Origin of the sequence: Capnocytophaga sp. G2 (genome assembly GCF_035282625.1) — a bacterium.
Taxonomy (GTDB): domain Bacteria; phylum Bacteroidota; class Bacteroidia; order Flavobacteriales; family Flavobacteriaceae; genus Capnocytophaga.
In genome coordinates this window covers 106277-130969 of sequence record NZ_JAYKBU010000004.1, presented here as the reverse complement: position 1 = coordinate 130969, position 24693 = coordinate 106277, and the positions used below count along the sequence as shown (strand labels likewise).

Annotated in this window: 24 protein-coding genes; 13 read left to right on the top strand and 11 right to left on the bottom strand. The window is 34.5% G+C overall.

The window, feature by feature from the left end; all coding sequences use genetic code 11:
* The first annotated feature begins 467 nt into the window (after positions 1 to 467).
* The 3 genes from VJJ03_RS03900 (at position 468) to VJJ03_RS03890 (ending at position 5185) form a co-directional block, all read left to right on the top strand.
* The gene (locus VJJ03_RS03900) at positions 468 to 1637 is read left to right on the top strand and encodes an AIR synthase related protein (protein ID WP_323973962.1); all 1170 of its coding nucleotides are present in this window, start codon (positions 468 to 470) and stop codon (positions 1635 to 1637) included.
* Positions 1638 to 1725: 88 nt separating this feature from the next.
* Complete coding sequence (locus tag VJJ03_RS03895; RefSeq protein WP_323973960.1) at positions 1726 to 4119, top strand: FtsK/SpoIIIE family DNA translocase; 2394 nt, start codon at positions 1726 to 1728, stop codon at positions 4117 to 4119.
* Positions 4120 to 4348: 229 nt separating this feature from the next.
* Positions 4349 to 5185 carry an OmpA/MotB family protein gene (locus VJJ03_RS03890; protein ID WP_009746315.1) on the top strand — a complete coding sequence of 279 codons (837 nt, stop codon included), beginning with the start codon at positions 4349 to 4351 and terminating at the stop codon, positions 5183 to 5185.
* Positions 5186 to 5258: 73 nt separating this feature from the next.
* On the opposite strand, the gene pepT is transcribed toward VJJ03_RS03890, so the two are convergent.
* Together pepT and VJJ03_RS03880 are read right to left on the bottom strand one after the other, a co-directional pair.
* Positions 5259 to 6500, bottom strand: a complete 1242-nt coding sequence (pepT, locus tag VJJ03_RS03885) for a peptidase T (protein WP_323973958.1) — start codon at positions 6498 to 6500, stop codon at positions 5259 to 5261.
* 22 nt (positions 6501 to 6522) lie between these two features.
* Positions 6523 to 7011, bottom strand: a complete 489-nt coding sequence (locus tag VJJ03_RS03880) for a hypothetical protein (protein ID WP_323973956.1) — start codon at positions 7009 to 7011, stop codon at positions 6523 to 6525.
* 217 nt (positions 7012 to 7228) lie between these two features.
* Here VJJ03_RS03880 and tyrS point away from each other — a divergent pair, with 217 nt between their 5' ends.
* The 7 genes from tyrS (at position 7229) to VJJ03_RS03845 (ending at position 12877) form a co-directional block, all read left to right on the top strand.
* On the top strand, positions 7229 to 8527 hold the full coding sequence (gene tyrS, locus VJJ03_RS03875; protein WP_323973954.1) for a tyrosine--tRNA ligase: 1299 nt from the start codon (positions 7229 to 7231) through the stop codon (positions 8525 to 8527).
* A gap of 34 nt (positions 8528 to 8561) precedes the next feature.
* The gene (locus VJJ03_RS03870; RefSeq protein WP_009746311.1) at positions 8562 to 9335 is read left to right on the top strand and encodes a threonine/serine ThrE exporter family protein; all 774 of its coding nucleotides are present in this window, start codon (positions 8562 to 8564) and stop codon (positions 9333 to 9335) included.
* Entirely contained in the window at positions 9322 to 9888 is a 567-nt protein-coding gene (locus VJJ03_RS03865; protein ID WP_009746310.1) for a threonine/serine exporter family protein, read from the top strand. The genes VJJ03_RS03870 and VJJ03_RS03865 overlap by 14 nt, the downstream gene beginning before the upstream one ends.
* A 127-nt stretch (positions 9889 to 10015) precedes the next feature.
* Entirely contained in the window at positions 10016 to 10420 is a 405-nt protein-coding gene (locus tag VJJ03_RS03860; RefSeq protein WP_323973952.1) for a DUF3127 domain-containing protein, read from the top strand.
* A 33-nt stretch (positions 10421 to 10453) separates the two neighbouring features.
* The gene (locus tag VJJ03_RS03855) at positions 10454 to 11653 is read left to right on the top strand and encodes an acetate kinase (RefSeq protein WP_323973950.1); all 1200 of its coding nucleotides are present in this window, start codon (positions 10454 to 10456) and stop codon (positions 11651 to 11653) included.
* Between the two features lie 20 nt (positions 11654 to 11673).
* Complete coding sequence (locus VJJ03_RS03850) at positions 11674 to 12156, top strand: DUF4878 domain-containing protein (protein ID WP_323973949.1); 483 nt, start codon at positions 11674 to 11676, stop codon at positions 12154 to 12156.
* Between the two features lie 34 nt (positions 12157 to 12190).
* Positions 12191 to 12877 carry a YiiX/YebB-like N1pC/P60 family cysteine hydrolase gene (locus tag VJJ03_RS03845; protein ID WP_323973947.1) on the top strand — a complete coding sequence of 229 codons (687 nt, stop codon included), beginning with the start codon at positions 12191 to 12193 and terminating at the stop codon, positions 12875 to 12877.
* Positions 12878 to 12920: 43 nt separating this feature from the next.
* Here VJJ03_RS03845 and VJJ03_RS03840 read toward each other — a convergent pair whose 3' ends face one another.
* Positions 12921 to 13550 carry a hypothetical protein gene (locus VJJ03_RS03840; protein ID WP_009746305.1) on the bottom strand — a complete coding sequence of 210 codons (630 nt, stop codon included), beginning with the start codon at positions 13548 to 13550 and terminating at the stop codon, positions 12921 to 12923.
* Between the two features lie 236 nt (positions 13551 to 13786).
* Between VJJ03_RS03840 and rseP the strand changes: the two genes are divergently transcribed.
* Entirely contained in the window at positions 13787 to 15109 is a 1323-nt protein-coding gene (gene rseP / locus VJJ03_RS03835) for an RIP metalloprotease RseP (protein WP_009746304.1), read from the top strand.
* On the opposite strand, the gene VJJ03_RS03830 is transcribed toward rseP, so the two are convergent.
* The 8 genes from VJJ03_RS03830 to VJJ03_RS03795 all read right to left on the bottom strand — a co-directional run bounded on the left by VJJ03_RS03830 (position 15106) and on the right by VJJ03_RS03795 (position 20907).
* Complete coding sequence (locus VJJ03_RS03830) at positions 15106 to 16023, bottom strand: DUF6427 family protein (protein WP_323973944.1); 918 nt, start codon at positions 16021 to 16023, stop codon at positions 15106 to 15108. The genes rseP and VJJ03_RS03830 overlap by 4 nt on opposite strands.
* Positions 16024 to 16434 carry a Rieske (2Fe-2S) protein gene (locus tag VJJ03_RS03825; protein WP_117601744.1) on the bottom strand — a complete coding sequence of 137 codons (411 nt, stop codon included), beginning with the start codon at positions 16432 to 16434 and terminating at the stop codon, positions 16024 to 16026.
* Between the two features lie 23 nt (positions 16435 to 16457).
* Complete coding sequence (gldD, locus tag VJJ03_RS03820; protein ID WP_009746301.1) at positions 16458 to 17009, bottom strand: gliding motility lipoprotein GldD; 552 nt, start codon at positions 17007 to 17009, stop codon at positions 16458 to 16460.
* Positions 17006 to 18304 (bottom strand): gliding motility-associated protein GldE, encoded by a 1299-nt coding sequence (gldE, locus tag VJJ03_RS03815; protein WP_009746300.1) that lies wholly within the window; start codon positions 18302 to 18304, stop codon positions 17006 to 17008. Before gldE ends, gldD begins: the two co-directional genes overlap by 4 nt.
* 111 nt (positions 18305 to 18415) lie before the next feature.
* Positions 18416 to 18772: a single-stranded DNA-binding protein gene (locus tag VJJ03_RS03810; protein ID WP_162859676.1), complete on the bottom strand. Its 357-nt coding sequence runs from the start codon at positions 18770 to 18772 to the stop codon at positions 18416 to 18418.
* Between the two features lie 25 nt (positions 18773 to 18797).
* Positions 18798 to 19853, bottom strand: coding sequence for an A/G-specific adenine glycosylase (mutY, locus tag VJJ03_RS03805; RefSeq protein ID WP_009746298.1), 1056 nt, complete (start codon positions 19851 to 19853; stop codon positions 18798 to 18800).
* An 11-nt stretch (positions 19854 to 19864) separates the two neighbouring features.
* On the bottom strand, positions 19865 to 20512 hold the full coding sequence (locus tag VJJ03_RS03800; protein WP_323973941.1) for a phosphatidylserine decarboxylase family protein: 648 nt from the start codon (positions 20510 to 20512) through the stop codon (positions 19865 to 19867).
* A gap of 38 nt (positions 20513 to 20550) precedes the next feature.
* On the bottom strand, positions 20551 to 20907 hold the full coding sequence (locus VJJ03_RS03795) for an SPOR domain-containing protein (RefSeq protein WP_009746296.1): 357 nt from the start codon (positions 20905 to 20907) through the stop codon (positions 20551 to 20553).
* A 186-nt stretch (positions 20908 to 21093) separates the two neighbouring features.
* On the opposite strand from VJJ03_RS03795, the gene VJJ03_RS03790 reads away from it, so the two are divergent.
* Positions 21094 to 22710 carry a CTP synthase gene (locus VJJ03_RS03790; protein WP_009746295.1) on the top strand — a complete coding sequence of 539 codons (1617 nt, stop codon included), beginning with the start codon at positions 21094 to 21096 and terminating at the stop codon, positions 22708 to 22710.
* Between the two features lie 87 nt (positions 22711 to 22797).
* A complete protein-coding gene (gene yidC, locus VJJ03_RS03785) occupies positions 22798 to 24648 on the top strand; it encodes a membrane protein insertase YidC (protein WP_323973939.1) in 1851 nt (616 codons plus the stop codon).
* Positions 24649 to 24693 lie beyond the last annotated feature (45 nt).

Here is a 24693-nt window from a genome sequence, read left to right as displayed (position 1 = left end):
TTTCAGCCCAATTATCGTATTCGTCCATGTATATATTTAAGATAATAGTGTTTATAGAAAGGGAAAACAAAAAAGTTTTCTTCCTTTGAAGAAAAATGCTTTTCTTTGTCAAATAAAACAAAATAAGCAATGAAATATAAGCATTTAACTTGAGAGCAAAGATATGAAATATAAGCATATCTTACAAGTAGAATAGAAAAAATATTATAGCAGAAAAACTCAATGTTTCATCAGATAGAAAAAGCGAAATAGTTCAAAAAAGAAACTTATAATGCGCAAAAAGTGCAAGAGTTAACCATGAACGCAAAAATGCTTCAGTAAAACAGACGCTTTAATTTATAAATTTGCAAGCTAAAAAGTTCATTGTGGAGTTGAATTGGTAAGCAAAATAATTAAGTTCATTATTACTTGTTAATCCAACTATTTTCATTATCTTTGTCTTTTGAATAACAGTCAAAATCTTTTTTATGGATAACCGATATACTATGCGAGGAGTTTCTGCTACCAAAGAGGATGTACATAATGCGATCAAGAATATTGATAAGGGACTTTTTCCTAAGGCTTTTTGTAAGGTAATTCCTGATTATCTAACAGGTGATGAACAATATTGCTTGGTCATGCATGCAGATGGAGCAGGTACCAAATCCTCCCTTGCCTATACCTATTGGAAGGAAACGGGAGATCTCTCTGTATGGAAAGGAATTGCCCAGGATGCTTTAATTATGAATATTGATGATTTATTATGTGTAGGGATTACCAATAACATTCTCCTTTCCTCCACTATTGGGCGCAATAAAAGGCTTATACCCGGAGAAGTTATTGCCGCTATCATCAATGGTACAGAAGAACTTATCAGTGAATTACATTCCTATGGTGTAACTATTTACTCCACAGGTGGAGAAACTGCAGATGTAGGTGATTTGGTGCGTACTATTATCGTGGATTCCACAGTTACAGCACGCATAAAGCGCTCTCAGGTAATTGATAATGCACGTATTATTGAAGGAGATGTAATTGTGGGATTAGCTTCTTTTGGACAAGCCTCTTATGAGAAAGAGTATAACGGGGGGATGGGAAGTAATGGACTTACTTCTGCACGTCATGATATCTTCTCCAAGATACTTGCTAAAAAATATCCTGAAAGTTATGACAACAATCTTCCTGATGAGATTATTTATACTGGAGAGAAATTACTAACGGATGCTGTAGCAGATACTATTTTAGATGCAGGAAAATTAGTTCTTTCCCCTACTCGCACATACGCTCCTGTTATTCAGAAAATACTCTCCAAATACACTCCAGAACAAATTCACGGAATGGTACATTGTAGTGGAGGAGCGCAAACAAAAATCTTACATTTCATAGATAATTTACATGTAATCAAGGATAATCTTTTCCCTATACCTCCTCTATTCCAACTCATCCAGGAACAATCCCATACAGATTGGAAAGAAATGTACCAAGTATTTAACTGCGGACATCGTATGGAACTCTATGTGCCGAAGGAAGTTGCCTCTGATATCATTGCTATTTCCCAATCTTTTAATATTGAAGCTCAAGTTATAGGACATGTAGAAAAGGCTAACTGTAAAAAACTTACTATTCAAAGCAAATATGGATGTTTTGAATATTGTTAAAAACTAAATCATAATAACTCTTGTGGAATCATCACAATTGAGTATCTTTGCCTCTTCTTTTTAGCTCTTATAAGAAACAATTATAAAAATGGCAAAAACCAAATCTATTAAATCTCCTAAAAAAGAAAAGAACAGTAACTCTAATAAACTTTCTCAGCAGAGAGTTTCCTTAGGAGTTATTCTTCTTTTTATCTGTTTGATTCTTTGTATTGCCTTTATTTCCTTTATCTTTAGTTGGCAAGCAGATCAAAGTATTCTCTCAGAATTTGCTGACAGAAATGCACAACCTCAAAATATTTTTAATAAAATAGGAGCTTACTTAGGAAATTTTTTTATATACAGGGGCTTTGGTATTGCCATATTTATTCCTTTATCACTTTTGGCTCTCACTGGGTTAAAACTTCTTCTTTCCACAAAAACCAAAATGCTTAATAAGTGGTTTTGGGGCATTCTCTGGATGCTCTTTATCTCTGTTTCTTTAGGTTTTCTTTCCTCCGATGCCACAATCCTTAGTGGTATGGGTGGATATGAAATCAATTCTTACCTAAGAGACTATATAGGCAGACTGGGAACAGCTCTACTTCTCTTATTAATACTTTGTTTATATCTGATAGGAAAGTTTCACATTACTTCTGAGAAGATTAGAAATACTCTCGATGCAGGTAATCACTGGATAAAGGGGAAGAAAAAAATCCTTGAAAAAACAGTTTCTCCCATCACAGAAGAACAAAAAAACATTACAAATGAGATTCAAGCAACCTCATTAGGTGATGAAGAATTCATCGTTTCTACCCCTATTCAAGAGGAACAGAATAAAGATATTGATATCTATACCCATAAAAAAGATATTCCTCCTTTGCATCTGGAAGTAGAAGAGAATGAACCTATAGAAGATAAGGAATTCAAAGTAGAAATTAAGCAAGAGGAAACTGTAAATCCTGAGGAAGTTGCCAAACGCTTAGTAGAAGATTTCGGCGAATATGATCCAACCTTGGAACTCAAATCTTTTCAATTTCCTCCTTTAGACCTGCTCAAGGAATATAAGGATTCAGGTGTTGTCCGTAATGACGAAGAACTAGAAGAAAATAAGAATACTATTATCCAAACTCTACGTGATTATAAAATAGATATTTCTCGTATTACTGCGGTAATAGGTCCTACTGTTACACTTTATGAAATTGTTCCTGCTCCTGGCACCCGTATTTCCAAAATTAAAAGTTTAGAGGATGATATTGCATTATCTTTAGCGGCTTTAGGTATTCGTATTATAGCTCCTATTCCTGGAAAAGGTACTGTAGGTATAGAAGTCCCTAACAAAACTTCTTCTGTTGTTTCCATGAGATCAGTGATAGGTTCAGCCAATTTCCAACGGGCAGAGATGGAACTTCCTATTGCCTTTGGGAAAACTATCAGCAATGAAACCTTTGTTGCTGACCTAACAAAAATGCCACACATGCTTATGGCAGGGGCTACAGGACAAGGAAAATCCGTAGGACTTAATGCCGTACTCACCTCTCTACTTTACAAAAAGCATCCTGCTGAAGTGAAATTTATCCTTGTTGATCCTAAAAAAGTAGAACTCACTCTTTACAACAAAATAGAACGTCATTACTTAGCAAAGCTTCCTGATAGTGAGGAGGCAATAATTACCGATACCTCTAAAGTAGTCAATACCTTAAATTCTCTTTGTATTGAGATGGATAATAGGTATGACCTACTTAAGAATGCTATGGTACGTAATATTAAAGAATACAATGCCAAGTTCAAAGCGCGACAATTAAATCCAAATGAAGGACATCAATTCTTACCCTATATTGTATTAGTAGTAGATGAATTTGCTGACCTTATTATGACCGCGGGTAAGGAAGTAGAACTCCCCATTGCACGTCTGGCACAATTAGCACGTGCTGTAGGAATTCATCTGATTATTGCCACCCAACGTCCTTCAGTGAATGTCATCACTGGACTTATTAAGGCTAACTTCCCTGCTCGAGTTGCCTTCAAAGTAACCTCTGCTATTGATTCCAAAACGATCTTGGATGGACCGGGTGCTAATCAGCTTATTGGGAAAGGGGATATGCTATACACACAGGGTAACGACCTAATCCGTATTCAGTGTGCCTTCGTGGATACTCCTGAAGTGGAACGTATTGCCGATTTTATTGGAGCACAAAAAGGATATCCTAGTGCCTTCCTCCTTCCAGAATATGTAGGTGAAAATGATATGGAAACTCCTGATGTAGATATGTCTGAGAAAGATCCCTTGCTCAGGGAGGCTGCAGAAATTCTTGTTAATGCACAGCAAGGTTCGGCTTCTCTGTTACAACGTAAGTTAAAACTTGGATATAACCGTGCGGGTCGCCTTATAGACCAATTAGAAGTATTAGGAGTAGTAGGACCTTTTAAAGGAAGTAAGGCACGAGAAATTCTCTTTGCTGATATTGTAACTCTCCAACAATTCTTAGATGAAAAAGGAATATAACTTTCCTTAGTGCTTACAGTATATTCTATTTATTTTACAAAATGAATTTTATTATTGATTTTTCTTAAAAAAAACAATAGTATATTTGGTTTTTGAGAAAAAAATTAATTATTTTTAGTACAAAAGCCAAAACTTTAAAAATGTTTAACTTTTAAATCTTTTTTTGAATGAATTTTATTCAATAATAAATCGTACCTTTGCAGTATAAAAATACTTAAATTTATTACGCATGAAAAGAATTGTACTTTTTTTGTTAGGGGGGGTAGTAATGACTTCCTGTGTCTCTAACAAAAAATTCCGTGAAGTTCAAGAAGAACTTAAGAGTACCCAAGATTTACTTAATACAGCTACTGTAAAACTCAACAGTTGTCTTAAAGATAAGGAATTATTGCAATCCAAGAATGAACTATTGCAAAAGAACAATGAAGGATTGCTCACCAATCTTGGAAATATGACTACACTTACTCAAAAAGGAGCTGATAACTTAGAGCGCTCTTTAGAAAGCCTCAAAGAAAAAGACTTAACTATTAAGAATCTTCGGGATGCAGTTACACGACGTGATTCTATCAACTTAGCTCTCGTTCAAAGCCTTAAAGGTGTTTTAGGGAACTTGGATGACCAAGATATTACTATACAAGTGGATAAAGGAGTCGTATATGTATCTATCTCTGACAAAATGCTCTTTAGTAGTGGTAGCTATAATGTAACTCCTCGTGCACGTGAAGTGCTTGGAAAAGTAGCAAAAGTAGTGAACAATAAGCCTGATTTTGAATTTATGGTGGAAGGTCATACCGATAATGTACCTATTAAGAACAACTGTATCAAAGACAATTGGGATTTGAGTGTGTTGAGAGCAACTGCTGTGGTACGTATTCTACAAAATGACTTTGGTGTAACCCCTGCTCGTATGACCGCTGCAGGACGTAGTGAGTATGTCCCTGTAACTACCAATGCCTCTGCTGATGGACGTGCTTTAAATCGCCGTACTCGCATTGTAGTATTACCTAAACTTGACCAATTCTATAATATGATAGAACAAGGTATGAAAGACCCTAAGATTAATTAAATTTGCTTCATTATTCTTAACATAAAGAAGCTATCCGAAAGGGGTAGCCTCTTTATCCTTAATAAGGAATAAATTATTTTTTATATCTTTCTGCAGTAAGTTCTGCTATTTTTATAATTACATCTACTGCTTTTAATAAACTGGGAACAGGAAGGTATTCATACTTTCCATGAAAGTTCACCCCTCCTGCAAAAATATTAGGACAGGGCAATCCTTTGAAACTTAGCTGCGCTCCATCAGTACCTCCACGAATAGCCTGTATTATAGGAGTTATCCCTACCTCTTTCATTGCTTGTTCAGCAATTTCCACTATATGAATGACTGGTTCTATCTTTTCACGCATATTATAATACTGGTCTACCACTTCAAGTTCAAAAGCAGCATTCTTATGCAATTCTTGAAGGTCTTTTACAATGGTGTGAAGGAGTTCCTTACGTGCATTGAATTTATTTCTGTCATGATCGCGAATGATCAGGTTAATATAAATATCTTCCACATCTCCTTTGATGTTCATTACATGGAAGAATCCTTCATGACCTTCAGTACGTTCAGGGACTTCATCTTCAGGAAGAGCCTCAATCAGTTCACTGGCAATAAGTACGGCATTGACCAAGCGTCCTTTAGCAGTACCAGGATGTACACTTTTCCCTTTAATATGAATCTTAGCTCCCGCAGCATTGAAACTTTCATATTCTAATTCCCCTATATGACTACCATCCATAGTATAAGCCCATTGAGCTCCAAACTTAGGAACATCAAACTTATGAGGACCTGTTCCTATTTCTTCATCAGGGGTAAAACTAATGCGAATTTTACCATGATGTATTTCAGGATGAGCAAGGAGGTATTCCATAGCAGAAACTATCTCAGCTACCCCAGCTTTGTCATCAGCTCCTAAAAGAGACAATCCATCTGTAGTAATTATAGTTTGTCCTATATATTTCTTCAAATCAGGAAAATAAGTAGGAGAAAGTACAATTCCTTCTTTTTCATTAAGGACAATATCTCCTCCATCATAATTATGTACAAATTGAGGATTTACATTGGCTCCTGAGAAATCAGGGGCTGTGTCATAGTGAGCAATAAAGCCTACGGTTGGTACTTCATAGGATACATTGGAAGGGAGTGTAGCCATAATGTAACCATAATCATCTACACTTACCTCAGAAAGTCCTATTTCCTTAAGTTCATCTACCAAGAGATGAATGATATCCCATTGTTTTTGAGTACTGGGAGTAGAAGCACTTTCAGGATCAGATTGTGAATCTACTTTCACATAGCGAATAAAACGCTCTATAATTTTTTTTTCTTGCATACGTTAAAGATTTAACAAAAACTTATTTATTTAAAACTAATATCTTCTTTCCATTGAGCAAGGGGAATAAAACTGTACCTTTGAAAGGATTACTTATGCGAATATCGCTCTTATTTTGCTTATTTATATAGAGAAGATGATAAGTCTCATAGCGTTCATCCCCGTTGTAACATATATGTACAATATAGTATTCTTGCCCATTCTCTAAGGTTTCCTTAGGTTCAACCATGATAGAGACTCCACTTTTCCTCTTAGAAATTCTATTGATTTGCTTATTTGCTTTCTGCGTGATAGGCAAAATCAATACTATATCCACTATCTCATCTTCAGTAAGGAGTTTCTTAGGAGTGCTGGGAGCTTCTACAATGGGGTCGGATACCTCTTTTAGTGAATCCTGTTTCTCTTTGGAGGACTTGGATTGGTTCTGACAGGAAATCAGCAATAGCCCTGCAAATAATGACAAGCATAATGTCTGTTTAGAGTTGAGAAAAGTAATAAATTGTATTTTCACAATTTCATAAACAAGATTATTATTGCTTATCTCCTGCAAAAATACGAATTCCTCATATTAGTTACAAATAATTATAGCGTTTTTTCTTACTTTTTTATTGCTATTTTAGTTCTATCTCTTATTTTTGCCTCTAATCACTAACTACTGAAAAATTAATCATCAATCACTAGAAATTAATCATTATTTTTTGTACCTTTGCAATTTAATTTCAATAAAAATGAAGAACTTTGTAGAAGAATTACGATGGAGAGGTATGATTCAGGATATTATGCCTGAGACTGAAGAACACTTATTAGAAGGACTACGTGCTGCCTATGTAGGGATAGACCCTACTGCGGATTCATTACATATTGGACACTTAGTAGGAGTGATGATGCTCCGTCATTTTCAAGACTGTGGTCATAAGCCTTATGCCGTCATCGGGGGAGCTACGGGTATGATAGGCGACCCTTCAGGAAAATCAGCTGAAAGAAATTTACTTACAAAAGAAACTTTAGCTCATAATATAGAGGGAATCAAAAAACAATTGGCAAAATTTCTTGATTTTGAAAGCACTACCCCTAATCGTGCCGAACTGGTTAATAACTATGACTGGACAAAAGATGTCTCCTTTCTCTCCTTCATTCGTGATATTGGTAAGCATATTACTGTAAATTATATGATGGCAAAGGATTCTGTAAAAAAGCGCTTTGACCCTAATGAGAATACTGATGGAATGTCATTCACTGAATTCTCTTATCAACTCTTACAAGGATTTGATTATCTACACTTATTTCAAGAAAAAGGAGTTACCTTACAGATGGGAGGTTCTGATCAATGGGGAAATATTACTACTGGTACAGAACTTATTCGCCGTAAAGTGGGTGGAAAGGCTTATGCTCTTACTTGCCCGCTAATTACCAAAGCGGATGGTACCAAATTTGGTAAATCAGAAGGAGGTAACGTATGGCTTGATCCTGAAAAGACTTCTCCATATAAGTTCTATCAGTATTGGATTAATACCTCGGATGTAGATGCAGAGCGTTATATCAAAATATTTACCATGCTTCCTAAAGGAGAAATAGAAACTCTCATTATGGTACATAGAGAAGCTCCTCACCAAAGAATTCTACAAAGTAAATTAGCGGAAGAACTTACTATCTTGGTTCATGGAAGAGAAGAATTAGAGAATGCTATTCGGGCTTCCCAAATTCTTTTTGGTAATACCACTTCAGAGGATCTAAAAAAATTAGACTCACAAACACTGCTTGAAATATTTGACGGGGTTCCTCAAGCGGAAATTTCTCTAACTGATCTTAAAAAGGGATTGGACATGATTGGTGCTCTTTCTGCTAAAACAGGTTTTATTAAAAGTAATTCAGAGGCAAGACGTGCTCTTGGTGAGAATTCTATCTCAGTAAATAAAGAAAAAGTAACCGAAGATTATTCTCTCTCTGAGAAAGACTTACTAAACAATCAATTTATTCTGTTACAAAGAGGTAAGAAGAACTACTTCCTCATTAGAATAAATAATTGATTACAAAATATTTTAAATTTGTAAATAGGTAACCATGAAAGAGATAGAACGTGTAGCACAACTTTTAGCTGAAGTGAACTTTATCCTTATTACAGGAGGTGCCAATACACGCAGGGTACTTAGGAATGTCAATAGAATAGCAGGAGCTTTGAATTATCATTGTGATATATTCTACTCCTACTCTGCTATCATTCTTACAGTTTATAATAAAACTACAGAAGAAAAAGAAACTATTGTAAAAAGTATTCCTCATCATGGGGTAAATTTCAATGCTATATCAGATATTAGTATTCTTTCATGGCGTGTTCTAGAGAAAAAACTCCCTATTGAAGTGATAGAAAAGGAGCTCATCCATATTAAGCAAAAATCACATTACAATATGTATGTAATGTGGTTCTTTGTATCACTCGCCGGTGGGTCATTAGCTTACATTTTTGGAGGAGATAACCATAGTAATTATTTGGAATTTGGGATTTCCTTTTTAGCAACTTTGGTAGGGTTAGCTGGAAGAAGAATTCTTCAGTTAAAAAAGTTCAATGTATTTATCTGTTGGGCATGGGCTGCATTTGTATCTGTTTGTGTGGTCAATATTTTTCGCCTTATGGTGGGTGAGGAATACAAGAATGCATTAGCAGCGTGTGTATTATGGCTTATTCCTGGAGTTCCTTTAATTAATGGTTTTATTGACTTACTTACAGGATATATAGTAGCAGGAATAGCAAAACTTTCCTATGCAATGGTACTTATTTTTATGATTTCTATTGGCTTTTATCTATCTTTATTTATCTTTGGATATGAACTTCTTTGATGCTTTTTGTCTTTTATCAGAACGTATTTTCTGGTCTATGTGGGTGTCCATAGGTTTTGCGCTCCTTTTCAATACTCCCCATAGAGCTCTATGGGCTACTGCTCTATTAGGGGCTATAGGATGGAGTACTAAGTTCCTCCTTATCAAAACAATCATTCCTGAACAAGTAGTAATAGCTTCTTTCATAGGAGCTTGTGTAGTAGGATTCCTGGGTATGTATTTTGCTCATAGAGTACACACTCCACCTATGGTTTTTACCATTCCTGCAGTAATCAATATGATTCCTGGTAAGTCCGGCTATGAATTTATGATGGGACTTGTTAAGATTGTTACTATTACTCACGAACATGATCAGACTTTAGAAACTATCTTTGAAACTATTAAGCTTGCTATACAAACAGGCTTTATTACCTTGGGGCTTTCTTTTGGAGTTATTGCTCCTGTTCTCCTGCTAAATACTTATACTGTAAAAGGCAAAGATTTAAATAAATTCATCGCTAAAAAACTTAAGCACATTTACAAACGTGAAAGAAAAGAAAAAGCTAACAAATAATCTCATAAAATATTTTCTAAAAGAACCATTAATATTCCGTATTTTTTTAGTACCTTTGTGGCAACTTTATTTTTTGAACGCTTAAAACTGGACTATTAATTTAATCATATATAAAAAAATAAACCTCATGGAAATACAAGGACGTATTAAAGTTATTACTCCTATACAGACTTTTGGAGCAAATGGCTTTCAAAAGAGAGAGCTTATTATTGTTACTGAAGAACAATATCCACAGACTATTTCCCTTGATTTCACACAAGGAAATTGCGAATTACTTAATGGCTACCAACCTGGACAAGTTGTAAAAGTAACTTTTGATATTCGTGGACGTGAATGGACAAATCCTCAAGGAGAAGTGAAGTATTTTAATTCATTAGTTGCCTGGCGTATTGTAAATGTAGAAACAGCCTCTCAGTCTGTACAGGCACAGCCTACCCCTCCTCCTATGGCACCAACTACCACTGAACAAACTTTCACCCCTAAGGCACAAACAACAGGAGATGACTTAGAGGATGATGGGCTTCCTTTTTAACAAATTAATACAAATATATAAATAATAGAAACGATGAAAATACTCATTATTAACGGAGGTAGTTCCTCTTTCAAATATCAACTTATTGAAATGGATACTGAATCTGTCCTTGCCAAAGGGCTTGCCGAACGTATTGGTCTTGAACAAGGTAAAATCACCCATGAATATTGGAAAAATGGAGAAAAGTACAAGGTAAGTAAGGAAATGCATTTTGATAATCATGAAGTAGCATTTAAAGAAATGGCTGCTTACCTTACCGACAATGAAGTTGGAGTTATCAAATCTATTAATGAGGTAAAATATATCGGACACAGAGGTGTTCATGGAGGTAAATATACTACTCCAAAGCGTGTAACTCCGGAGGTAATGGAAGAACTTCGTAAAGGAATTCCTTTAGCACCTTTGCATAATCCAGCTAATATTATAGGAATTGAAGCTGCTATGAAAACATTTCCTAAAGAAACTGAGAACTTTGTTGTTTTTGATACCGCCTTCCACCAGACCATGCCTGAGAGAGCCTATCGTTATGCTATCCCTAACCATTATTATACTGAGGATAGAATTCGTGTATATGGTTTTCATGGTATTAGCCATAAGTATGTAGATGCACGCACACGCCGCCATTTTAACAACCCTCACATGAAAAACATCACCCTTCACCTTGGCAATGGTGCTAGCATGGCTGCTGTGAATGAAGAAGGTCACTGTATAGATACTTCTATGGGATTTGGTCCTGGAGATGGACTTATTATGGGTACTCGAGCTGGTAATATTGATAGTACTGTAGTCTTTTTCTTAGGAGAAAAAGGTCTCTCTACTCAAGAAATCTCTAAAATACTAAATAGTGAAAGTGGGATGAAGGGGCTTATTGGCAGTCCTGATGCACGTGATTTGGAAACACTTGTTAATCAAAATGACCCTAAAGGTAATCTCTGCTTGGACATGTATGCCTATCGTGTTAAGAAATTCATTGGGGCTTATATGATTGCTCTTGGTGGAGTAGATTCCCTTATCTTCACTGCAGGTATAGGAGAGAATTCTGCTATGATTCGTAAAGCTGTTTGTGAAGGATTGGAGACTTTCGGAATTAAGATTGACCCTGACAAGAATAAGCAACTCAATCATCCAAGTGATATCGTAGAAATTCAAGCCTCTGATAGCAAGGTAAAAATAGTTATCGTTGCTACCAATGAAGAACTTCAAATTGCCCGTGATGTGCTTTCCCTTGTTTAATTTTTAATAATTTTATACACATGAAAAAAATCCTTATTACATTCCTATTATTGGGAGGTTTAATGCTTGCTTCTTGTTCTGGAAATTCTCCTAAAGCAGTTGCTGAAAAGTTCTTAAAAGCTATTAATGCTGGTGATTTTAAAGAAGCTAAAAAATATTGTGATGAGAAAACAGGAGACCTTATAGGTATGCTGGAAAGTTTCTCTAAAGGAGAAAAACCAAAGGAAAAGGATATAAAATCTTTTACCATCACCAAAGTAGAAGAGAATGGAGATACTGCAAAAGTATTCTATAAAGCCGAAGGCTCTGATAAAGAAGAATCTCTTGACCTTAAGAAAATAAAAGGGAAATGGCTCGTTTCTATCAATAAGGAACAAGGAAAAGAAAATGGAATGCACCACGAAGACGGAGATGACCATTCATCTGATGATATGGAAATTGATACTCCTGAACATGAGAATGAAGCCTCTCAAGATTCAATTCCTTCTACAGAAGAAGACTAGTTAGCTATTACTCATTCAATATTAAAATCCCAAGATGAAAAAAAGAATTAAACAGTTCTTCCTCTTCTTTGGGATTTTTTCGTTATCTATATGGGGAGGATTTCATCTATTCTTTTGGATAGATACTCAAGAAGAAAAACGGTTGGTGATAAAAAATATTGAATTTCCCCGATTAAGCACTAAAGAGGTAGAAAAACTTCAAGAAGGAGATATCATCCTTCGCCGAGGATATGGTTTTTTTAGTGATATTATTGCCGATAAGCTTAATGGAGATTCCTATGATGTTACCCACTCAGGTATTCTTTATCGTAAAGATAACCAATGGTGGGTAATTCATTCCCTTTCCTCCAATGTTAGTCCAATAGAGGGGGTACAGACACAATCCTTACAAATGTTCTTAAAATACTCCATACCTGGAAAGATACTAATTGTCCGTCTTAATAAAATAACTCCTTCCCAAGGAAGAGAAATTATAAAGCGCGCCCAATATTATTTACAAAAAAAAGTCCCTTTCGATCATTTAGGTATTATTGATGATCCTTCTGAATTGTATTGCAGTGAACTTATTTATCAGATTATAGATAATGACCTCCACTTTGTAAACTTCCCTACAGAAAAAAAAGCTAGGAAAGAAACTTTCTACAGCATGAAGACATTATACAATCCTCAATATTTCAAAATTATTATCAATACCTATCCAAAGAAAAAGGAGAGACCTTAAAAAAATCCTCTCCTTATTTATAATATTATGACTAAAAATCCTTTTATCTTAATCTTTCTAGTTCTATTTCTAGATTTTTCAAATCAGATTGTGCATCTATAAGTTTTGATTCCTTTTTAAGTATTTTAGTTCGAAATTTAAGTTCTTTTTCTGCTGACAAATTTCCTCTTGATATTTCTCTTTCAAGATTAAGCTTTTCCTTGTCATAATTGGCTTTTGCTTTATTCAGCTTAATTTTTGACTTAGCTATTTTATCTTGTATTTTTAATCGTTTTTCTGCACGCTTTTGGGCTGCTATAGCCTCTTTCTGTGCTTTTCTCTGTGCCTTTTCTTGCTGTTTTAGTTGCTTTTCTTTTAGTTTTTGCTCCTTAGCGACTTGCTGTTGAGCTCTTTTCTGTAATCTCTCTGCCTCTCTCTGTTGCCTTTCAGCTTCTTTTTGCTGTCTTTCAGCTTCCTTTTGTTGTCGCTCTTTGAGTTTTAATTCCTTTTCAGCCAATTCCTGTTCTTCTTCCCCTCTTTTAATAATCTCTTGTTGTTTTTTCTCTTCTTCTATCTTTGACTTAACCTCTTCTATTTTCTGTTCATTATTCACAGCATTTAACTTTAGAGAATCAACCTGTGCTGAGGCAAAAGAAGTTACCAGTAAGGATAAAATAATTCCAATTTTCTTCATGATATTTATATTAATTGGGTGCAAAGGTATTTTTCTTTTTAAATACGACAAAACTTTATCAGCACTTATTAAGAAAAAAATATAATATTTAACCTTATTTGTGATTTACAACATAAATATAACTTTATTTTTAGGTAGGAATTATACCCTTTACTATTAACTAATACTACAATTAACATATTTTTTAAACTTTGATATAAAATAAAAGAGTATTTTTGCACATTAATTTTTTTACAATGGAGACATTTTTCATCAGAGTAGGACAATTGTTATTAAGCCTGTCTATCATAGTGATTCTACATGAGTTAGGACATTTTATCCCAGCCAAATTATTTAAAACAAGAGTAGAAAAATTTTTTCTATTTTTTGATGTAAAATTTGCACTGTTCAAGAAGAAAATTGGAGAGACTATCTATGGAATAGGGTGGCTTCCTCTGGGAGGGTATGTAAAAATAGCTGGAATGATAGATGAAAGTATGGATAAGGAACAACTGGCAAAACCTGCTGAACCCTGGGAATTCAGAAGCAAACCTGCTTGGCAACGACTTATTATCATGGTGGGAGGTGTTACTGTCAATCTTATATTGGGATTCTTTATCTATGCCATGATTTTTGGTGTTTGGGGGAGAGATGAACTTCGCCCCAGTGATGTACCTCACGGATATGAAGTAAGTGATACTATGAAATCTTATGGTTTCTCAAATGGAGATATTCCTCTGAAAGTCAATGGGACTGATTTGAATGATACTTTTTCTATCAATAGGATGATTTTAGTACGTAAAGTAGAGAATATTACTGTACAGAAAGCGGATGGTAGCATTCAGACTATTAGTGTTCCAGATAGTATCGGCATGCAAGTATTTCGTAATGATAAAACTCCTCTCTCTTTTATCAAGCGTAGGACTACTGAAATTGACTCTGTTTTAGTAGATTCTCCTGCTCGAAAAGCAGGAATGGAAAAAGGTGATCATATCATAGATATTAATGGAAATAAGACTTCTTTCTTTGATCAGGTAAAAGATTATCTTATTGAAGGAGAAAATAAGATTCAGGTACTTAGAAATGGTGAGGTAAAGGATCTTACTATTATTCCTGAAAATGGGCTCTTAGGAATAATGGGAGGTCATTTCTATGATAGTAAAAGTACTCATGTGAATTACTCCTTCTTTCAAGCTATAAAAACGGGTATCAGTTATGGCTATTGGACATTACATGATTATATTGTCCAATTTAAATATATCTTCACCAAGAAGGGGGCAAGTCAAGTAGGAGGTTTTGGAGCTATGGCAAAAATGTTTGAAGCTCAATGGGATTGGTTACGCTTTTGGGAAAGTACTGCGCTAATTTCTATTATATTAGCTTTCATGAATATTTTACCTATTCCTGCTCTTGATGGAGGACATATTGTATTCCTACTTTATGAAATAGTAACAGGTAGAAAACCTAAGGAAAAAGTATTAGAATATGCTCAAGTGATAGGAATTATTATCCTTTTTGCCTTACTTATTTATGCTAATGGAAATGATATTTATCGTTGGCTTACAGGAGGAAAGCATTAGACAAGATATGTCCCAAAAATGAGCACTGAAAGAGATAAAAACGTAAAGCTCCACAATAAGGTCTCTCTCAACCAATAGCGCCTAATCCGCCCAATAATTATAGTTAAAGAAAGTGCAGTAGGAAAGGTCAGATATATCCATCCTACTGCATTTTTTTCTGGAAAAAGAATAATCCCCAAGATACCCACGATAGCTATTTTTATGAGAAATCTTGAATAATAACGTTTGTAAGGCTTCCAAAAAGCCCAAGAAGTAATGGTAATAGTTAATAGAAGGATTCCCACCAATGGAAGATACTTATATTGTAGATAGGAATCTAAAGAGAAATTAGGAACAAATTGAAAGTGGAGGAGCAATTTCTCTTCTACGTCTAAGGAGATTGCTATTGCTAAAATTAAAATAGACAAAAGCATAAAAGACACCATAGGAATTAACATATTTCTGAATCGCTTCCCTGGATAAATGAGAATATGTATCCATAGTAACAATAACGAAAGTATAGAAGGAAGAAAAAATAAACTTGCTATAAAAATAAGCATAGAAGCATTAAAAAAGACCTCTCTGCCATCTATATTTCTTAGACTAATAATCTGATAAAATACAAATAAAATACATGTATTAGCAACTATTATTGCAGCATCCACATAAACTTCTGGAAAGAGAGAACCTAATAAAATCCAAAAGAAAGGCACCAATAAATTTCCCTCACTTAATTGATTTTTTCTAACCATTAGTGTTATTACAGAAATATCAACTAATAATAAGAAAGATATAAAAATAGTTTCTAATATATTTACCAAAGAAAAAGGCAAAGAAAGCAAGGAAAATCTGTATAAAAATATTTGCAATACTCCTATTCCATATATGGTGAATAAACGTGCTGTCTTTGTGGTATTAAGAAAGTTATAAAACATTTAGTTAGATATTGTTAGAAAATCACCATTAGTAACTACTTGATAATTAAGCATTGGATAGGGAGAATTCCCTGTTTGAGGTTGCCCATTAAGCAAACTATATCGTACTCCATTACAAGGGCAGTACATAAAATAATTATTATCTTCAAGAGTCATTTGGCTACACTCAGAAAGCGCTTGTGAAGGACAAGCGCGATCCCAGGCGTAATAACTGTTTCCCACATTTGCCACTACAACTCCTCTAAGCCCTATATTATCAATCAGCACGGCATTCCCTGGTATTTTAAGTTTATTATATTCTACCAAACGAAGATTAATAGTTCTACTGAATTTAGCCTCTTGTAGGAAAGGGTTTCGTTGTATATCATTTTTTTTACAAGCAATAAATAGCAATAAAAATAAAGCTACCATGCAAAAATATTTATTCTTCATGTTCATTTCCAGTGAGTTGTTTCCATAATCTTACGGATATCATTTTTTAAATAAATAGCTGCAGGATAGATAGAATCAAAATTAGGACGTACCTTGAAATAAATGGATCCTGTTATAAAATGCTTTGTACTATCTGTAATATAGAATTGAGATTGAGAAGCAGCATTTCCATCAACTTCATAAAACATACCATATACTTTATCCTTCTCATTTAAGTAAGGTTGTTCTATAATATTAGTAGCCTTGATAGTATGTTCGTAAGTAAAGTTCTGGGCATCACGAAGTAGGTTGGTTAAATTATCCTTAACAGGCTTATAGGTTATATATATAGTTGCTCTCATAGAAGGATAATCCAAATTCAGACTACAATTATCCTGTTTGCTCAATTTAGAATTCGTGTTTTTCTGAAAAGAAAAAGGACAATCTAATGACAAAGTATCATACTGAGGTACCCCGTACTCTAAGCGGAGAAAAGCCTTTGGTTTTGGTTGTACATCTGAATTACAACTTATTAAAAATAGCCCTATACAAATAATAATAGTTCTATAGATCATTTGATAGTAACTCTTAATTGTTTTATTCGTTTTTTATCAATATTTTCAACTGTGAAGGTATAATCCTCGAAAAGAACCACTTGCTTTTTTTCAGGAAATACCCCTATAAGCTCTAAAAGAAATCCTGCAATAGTTTCACTTTCCCCACGTACCTTTTCAAAATTCTCTTGTTTTTCTTCATTAATATTCAATATTCTGTAAAAATCCTTCAAGGAAGTTTTTCCATCAAATAAGAAATTATGCTCATCTATCTTAGAGAAAAAGGAATCATCGGCATCATACTCATCACTTATTTCTCCTACTATTTCCTCTATAATATCCTCTAAAGTGACTACTCCCAAAGTTCCTCCATATTCATCAACTACTATAGCCAGATGAATCTTTTTTTGTTGGAATTCAGCTAATAAATCATCTAACTTCTTATTTTCAGGGACGAAAAAGGCTTTTCGCTTAATTTGATTCCATTCAAAATCTTTTTCATCAAGATATGGCAACAGATCTTTTGCATAAATAATTCCTGTAATTTTATCAATATTCTCCTGATATACAGGTACTCTTGAATATCCGTTTTCTTGAATAAAAGCAAGTACTTCTTGGTAAGTCATCGTTTCATCTATGGCAGATATATCTATTCTTGGACGCATTACTGCACGAATGTCTGTATTACCAAAAGAGACAATCCCAGAAAGTATCTTGTGTTCTTCCTGAGTGGTATCCTCCTCTGAAGTAAGTTCTAACGCTTGAGAGAGCTGCCCTATAGAAATAGAAGAACTTTTGTGTATTTTATTGTTAATGAATGTAGTAAACGAGGTCATGGGAATACTTATCGGAGAAAGTAATATATCCAATCCTCTAATGATAGGAGACACCTTTCGAGCAAATAGGAGATTATTGCGATTAGCGTATATCTTAGGAAGAATCTCTCCACAGAGTAAGATTACAAAGGTCAAAATTCCTACATCAAAGATAGTTTTAAGCCATATAGGTAGGCTTCCCAAGAGAAACTCTCCTAAAGGAGCAAAGACTAAGACTATAGATATATTGATTAAGTTATTAGCTATAAGTATGGTAGCTAATAATCGTTGTGGCTTCTTAAGTAATTGAAGAACTATTCTATCTGAAGAACTTATTTTCCCTTCTTCTTGCTCTAAGTCAGTAGGAGAGATAGAAAACAATGCCACTTCTGCTCCTGAGATAAGAGCAGAACACCCTAAAAGAAAGATAAAAAAGAATGCTCGTATGAGCAAGTCTGCTGTAGGGGATGATAAAAATTGACTTATCGAGTCTGTGTCCAAAATTTAAAAATTAGTTATACAATCAAGAATGTTTAAAAAACCATTCTCTTTATTTTATTTGAAAAAGGTATTTCTCTTCAAGAAGGAGCTATTATTAAGATTAAAACCTACTTATGATACAGCTCCATTATTCTTTGATGTCAAGAATTTAACATCTATAACAATAATTTCTGTAACATAGCGAAGAGAATTATCCTGTGCTTTATATTGTCGTGTGCGCAACTTACCCTCCACATAGATAAGGTCTCCCTTCTTCACATATTTAGCAGTAGTCTCAGCTAATTTATTACTAAACACCAAATTATGCCACTGAGTATTTTCTACTTTTTCTTGCGTATTTTTATCTGTATAGGATTCATCCGTTGCTAATGATACTTGTCCTATACAAGAGTCCTTCTCGAAATAGGTTAGCTTTATATCATTACCTAACCTACCTATAAGCATTACTTTATTAAGAGTTCCATTCATAATTAAAATTTTCCTCAAAGATACGTTATCTTTCAAAAATATCCAATGTTTTTAGGAATTTTATAATCAGAATTGGCATAGGATATTCATATATAGAAGAAAAAGGAATTCCTTCTGTTAATTTTTCCTCAAGAGTAACTTTCCAAAAAAATGCATGTATATACTGATGTGTAAGCTTATGGACAAAGGTTGTTATATATTTTTCTACTTGTACCGCTTTAGGATATTTTTCTTTTATCCTCTTTATAAGTAAACTATCCTCTATAGTATTCTCCTTTAGTTCTATAAGGGGAAATTCGTATAAGCCTTGCCATATATCTTTTTCTTTTCGCTTCTCCAGAGAGGTTTGTCCTTGAGTATCTATAAGTATACAATAATGAAAATAGCGATATGTGATCTTTGTTTTAGGTAGCTTCACTGGGAGTTGATTTACTTTCTGTAGCTTATACGCCAAGCACTTACCGTTCATTACACATTGGGAACAATTAGGAGATTGAGGCTTACACTGTATAGCTCCAAAATCCATGATAGCTTGATTATATTCTCCCGCCCTTTTTTTATCTAACAAACAGGTCGCCAATTGCTTAAAATATTTTATTCCTTCCGAGGAATTAATAGGAAGTTCTATATCAAAGATGCGACTCAATACTCTATAAACATTTCCATCTACAGTTGCTTTAGGTTCATTAAAACAAATAGAAGCTATAGCACTTGCCGTATAATCTCCTACTCCTTTAAGGAGTAATAATTTATCATAAGTCATGGGGAAAACCCCTTGCAACTCATCAGTAATATACTTTGCTGCCAAATGGAGGTTTTTTGCTCTTGAATAATAGCCTAAACCTTGCCAAACTTTGAATATTTTTTCCTCAGAAGCTTCAGCAAGAGCCTGTATTGTAGGAAAATTCTTTATAAAGTTCAAATAATAAGGTAAGCCTTGTGATATGCGAGTCTGCTGTAAAATTACCTCTGAAAGCCAAACATAATAAGGATTTTTTACTCCTCTCCAAGGCAAGTCTCGCTTATGAATTCCATACCATTGAAGTAAAATTTTTGAAAAGTCAGCAAAATCCTCTCCCATAGATATGCTTATTATATTTCAGCTATTACATCTATTCCGCCTTTCACCTTCTGACCAAGAGTTACTTTAATTTTGGCAGAGAGAGGTAAATAGATATCCACTCGAGAACCGAACTTAATAAATCCAGCATCAGCACCTTGCATTACTATATTTCCTTCTTTGGCATAATTAACAATACGTTTGGCAAGAGCTCCTGCTATTTGTCGGTACATAATCTTTCCAAATCGCTCACTTTCAATAACTATAGTTGTTCTCTCGTTCTCCTCAGAGGCTTTAGGATGCCAAGCTACTAAGTACTTACCTGGATGATATTTACTATATACAACCTTTCCACTGATTGGATAACGAGTAACATGTACATTTAAGGGGGACATAAAAACAGATACCATGCGCCTCTTATCTTTAAAATATTCCTTCTCCTCAACCTCCTCAATAACCACTACTTTTCCATCTACTGAGGAAATAATATGATCAAGACTCAAGGGTGTATTGCGCTTAGGATTCCTAAAAAATTGCAGAATTAACAGGAAAAACATGAGGACTATAATTTCTAAAACAATAGATAAATCTATAGATACAAGAGCATCTATTAGGAAAAATAATCCCATTGTTATTACTGCACTTATAAAAATAATTTTTGTACCTTCTTTATGGAACATATCTTTTAATCTTTATCATTAAAAATGCTGCTAACTCTTTAATAAGGGGCTATAACAAAGGCTGCTGGATAGCTTCCCTTTACTTTAGTTAATGCTTTTTCTGCTTCTAATCGTGTACGAAACATTCCTATTCTTACCTTATAATTGGGTGTTTCAAAAGTTAATGAGCAAGGATAACTAAACTTTGAAGCGGCTCTCTTAATCTGTTCATTTGCCTCAGAGATATTACCATTATATATCTGAATCTGATAAGTTTTCTCTTGCTTAGCAAATTCCTTTTTTACCTCCATAAGGTCTTTAATTTGTTGGCTTTGATTAATTTTCAATTGTTGTGAAAAAGTATATTGACTGAAAAAGAAGAATCCTACAGCCATTAAAAAATAAAATCTTTTCATTGTCTTAATAATTTAGGGGCAAATGTACAACTTTTTTTGAAAAATAAATATTTTTATTTCCTTTACTTCTTCGTTTGAGAGATAATATACTATAGATTAGTTAAATATGCTTTTTTAAATCAACCATAAAGAAATTGCTTTATTCACAAAATATGCTTACTTTTGCCCTATGTTTACAAGACTCTCATGAACACTACCAAGTATATTTTTGTAACAGGAGGAGTTACCTCCTCTTTAGGAAAGGGAATCATTGCTGCTTCGCTTGCTAAACTCTTACAAGCCAGAGGATATAGGGTTACTATCCAAAAATTAGATCCTTATATTAATATAGATCCTGGAACTCTTAACCCTTATGAGCATGGAGAGTGCTATGTTACTGAGGATGGTGCCGAAACAGACCTAGACTTAGGGCATTATGAACGTTTCCTTAATGTATATACCTCACAAGCCAATAATGTAACTACAGGGCGCATCTATCAAAGTGTTATAGAGAAGGAGCGCCGAGGCGAATTCTTAGGAAAAACTGTACAAGTAATCCCTCACATCACCAATGAGATAAAGTACCGTATTCAGCTTCTTGGAAAGAGTGGGGAGTATGATATTGTTATTACTGAAATTGGAGGTACTGTAGGAGATATAGAATCTCTCCCCTATATAGAAGCTGTTCGACAATTACAATGGGAATTAGGAGATAATAATGTTATTGTGATACATTTAACTTTAGTCCCATTCTTAGCTGCAGCAGGAGAATTAAAGACAAAACCTACCCAGCATAGTGTAAAAACACTTATGGAGAGTGGACTCAAAGCAGATGTATTAGTCTGTCGTACAGATAGAGATCTTCCTGATGAATTACGAGGGAAATTGGCTCTCTTCTGCAATGTAAAGAAGGAAGCTGTCATTCAATCTATTGATGTTCCCACCATCTATGATGTTCCTAATCTAATGCTTTTAGAAGGATTAGACAGTGTAGTTCTTAAGAAATTGTCCTTATCCGATGCCACTGCACCTGACCTTACTAAGTGGAATACTTTTCTCCAACGTCACAAGAACCCCAAGCATCGTGTACGGATAGGTCTGGTAGGTAAGTATGTGGAGTTACCTGACGCTTACAAATCCATTTTAGAAGCCTTCATACATGCAGGAGCAGAAAATGAAGTAAAAGTGGAAGTTTCCATGATTCACTCTGAATATTTAGATGATGGCAATTTATCCGATAAGCTCAGTGGACTTGATGGAGTACTTGTTGCTCCTGGTTTTGGAGAGAGAGGTTTAGAAGGGAAAATCAAGGCTATTCAATATGTGCGAGAACATAATATCCCTTTTCTAGGAATATGTTTAGGTATGCAAATGGCTGTAATTGAGTTTGCTCGTCATGTTGCTGGTTTTGAGAATGCTAATACTGCAGAAGTAAATCCTGATACCTTGTATAAGGTGATTGATCTTATGCAAGAACAAAAGAATATAACTCAAAAAGGAGGAACTATGCGCCTTGGTGCTTGGGATTGTATACTCTCCAAGGGAAGTAAGATATATGAAGTATATAAGCAAGAACTCATATCCGAACGCCATCGCCATCGGTATGAATTCAATAATGAATATCGTAAACCTTTAGAAGAAGCGGGGTTGCTCTGTTCTGGTATTAATCCTATCACTGGTTTAGTAGAAGTAATAGAACTCCCTTCACATCCCTGGTTTATAGGGGTACAGTATCACCCTGAATACAAAAGTACCGTAGCACGACCTCATCCTCTTTTTGTTGCTTTTGTTCGTGCTGCTTTAAAATATAAATTAGAAAAATAAATTTATTGAATATTCTAAAATTGTTTGTATCTTTGCCCTCCAAAGAAGTTACTCATAATTTTTAAGTATATAATAGAAAATCAATCTATGGAAGAAAAGCGTACGAATATTTATTCACTTATAGGTATGATGCTTATGTTTATTATACTTATGTACTATATGTATAATCATCAACCTACAAAACCTAATACTCAAACATCCACTAAAGAAACTACACAGGTTCAAAAGACATCTACTGATAATGTGCCTACAGCTACCATTCCTACAGATTCTTTAGAACTGAGTAAGTACCAAGAACAGTTAGGCGCTTTTGGTTATTCAGCAGTACTTCCTTCTGCTAAAGAAGGAAGCTATACCGAAATAGAAAATGAACTCTTAAAACTGAAAGTAAGTAATAAAGGAGGGCAAATCATAGAACTCCTTGTAAAGAATCAAAAGACATACCAAGGGAAACCTGTATATCTGGTCAAAGATAATAATGCTTCTTTCTCTATAGAACTTGCTACCAATGATAATCGTACTTTACATACGAAGGACTTATACTTTGAGCCTTCTCTTTCAGGAAATACTCTCTCCATGAAACTTAAAGTATCAGCTACCCAATACCTTGAATATACCTATATGCTCCATCCTAATGAATATTTGCTTGACTTTAGTATTCATAGTGTAGGATTAAGCAATGTTCTTAATACTGGAAAAGTTCCTGTTCTCTCTTGGAATCTCACTGCTCGCCGTATGGAAAAGAGCGTTACTTATGAAGATAGATATGTTCAAGCTATTGTACAATATGAAGATAACAGAGATGATAAACTCAGCGCTGGAGGAGAAGATTCTGAAGAATTCAAGCAAATACATTGGATAGATTTCAAGCAACATTTATTTAGTTCTTTTCTTATTACGGATAAACCTTTTGCCACAGGGAAACTTTCTTCTAAGAACTTAGCAAATTCAGAGGGAGAAAATGTTCGAAAAACGAAGGATTTCTCTGCTGTATTCCCTATTGCTTATAACTCTGGAGAGATTAGTGAATCTTTGCACTTCTATTACGGTCCTTCAGATTATCATTTATTAAAGAAATATGATAAAGAATATGAACTTACCAAGGCGATTCCTCTTGGTTGGGGGATCTTTGGTTGGATTAACAAATGGTTTGTTATTCCTGTATTTGACTTTTTAAGTAAATTTATGTCCATGGGATTAGCAATCATTGTGCTAACAATTATTGTGCGCATACTCCTTTCTCCTGTTCAATATAAGTCATATCTATCACAAGCTAAGATGAAGGTACTTCGTCCTGAAATAGAAGAGATTAACAATAAATATAAAGGACAAGAGAATGCTATGAAACGTCAACAGGAAACGATGGCTCTTTATAGTAAAACAGGTGTGAATCCTCTCAGTGGCTGTATTCCTGCACTTTTGCAAATGCCTGTTTTCTTTGCTCTATTTAGTTTCTTCCCTACTGCTTTTATGCTTCGCCAAGAATCTTTCCTATGGGCAAATGACCTATCATCGTATGACTCTATTGCGCAACTTCCCTTTAGTATACCTTTTTATGGAAATCACGTTAGCTTATTTCCTATTTTAGCCTCTGTAACTCTACTCATATATATGCTTATGACAGCAGGGCAAACACAACAACCACAACAGGAAGGGATGCCTAATATGAAGTTTATGATGTATATCTCTCCTCTTATGATGCTATTCTTTTTCAATAACTATGCTAGTGGATTGAGTCTGTATTATTTTATATCTAACCTTATCACTATCTTTATAATGCTGGCTATCAAGTACTGGATTATTGATGATAAACGTATTCATGCCAAAATACAGGAGAACAAACAAAAACCTCGTAAGGAAAGTAAGTTCCAACGAAAGATGCGTGAAATGATGGAACAAGCCGAGGCGCAGCGTAATGCACAAAATAAAAAGAAATAAGGACTTTAAGGGTCAGTAGTCAGTTCACACTGATTACTGACCTTT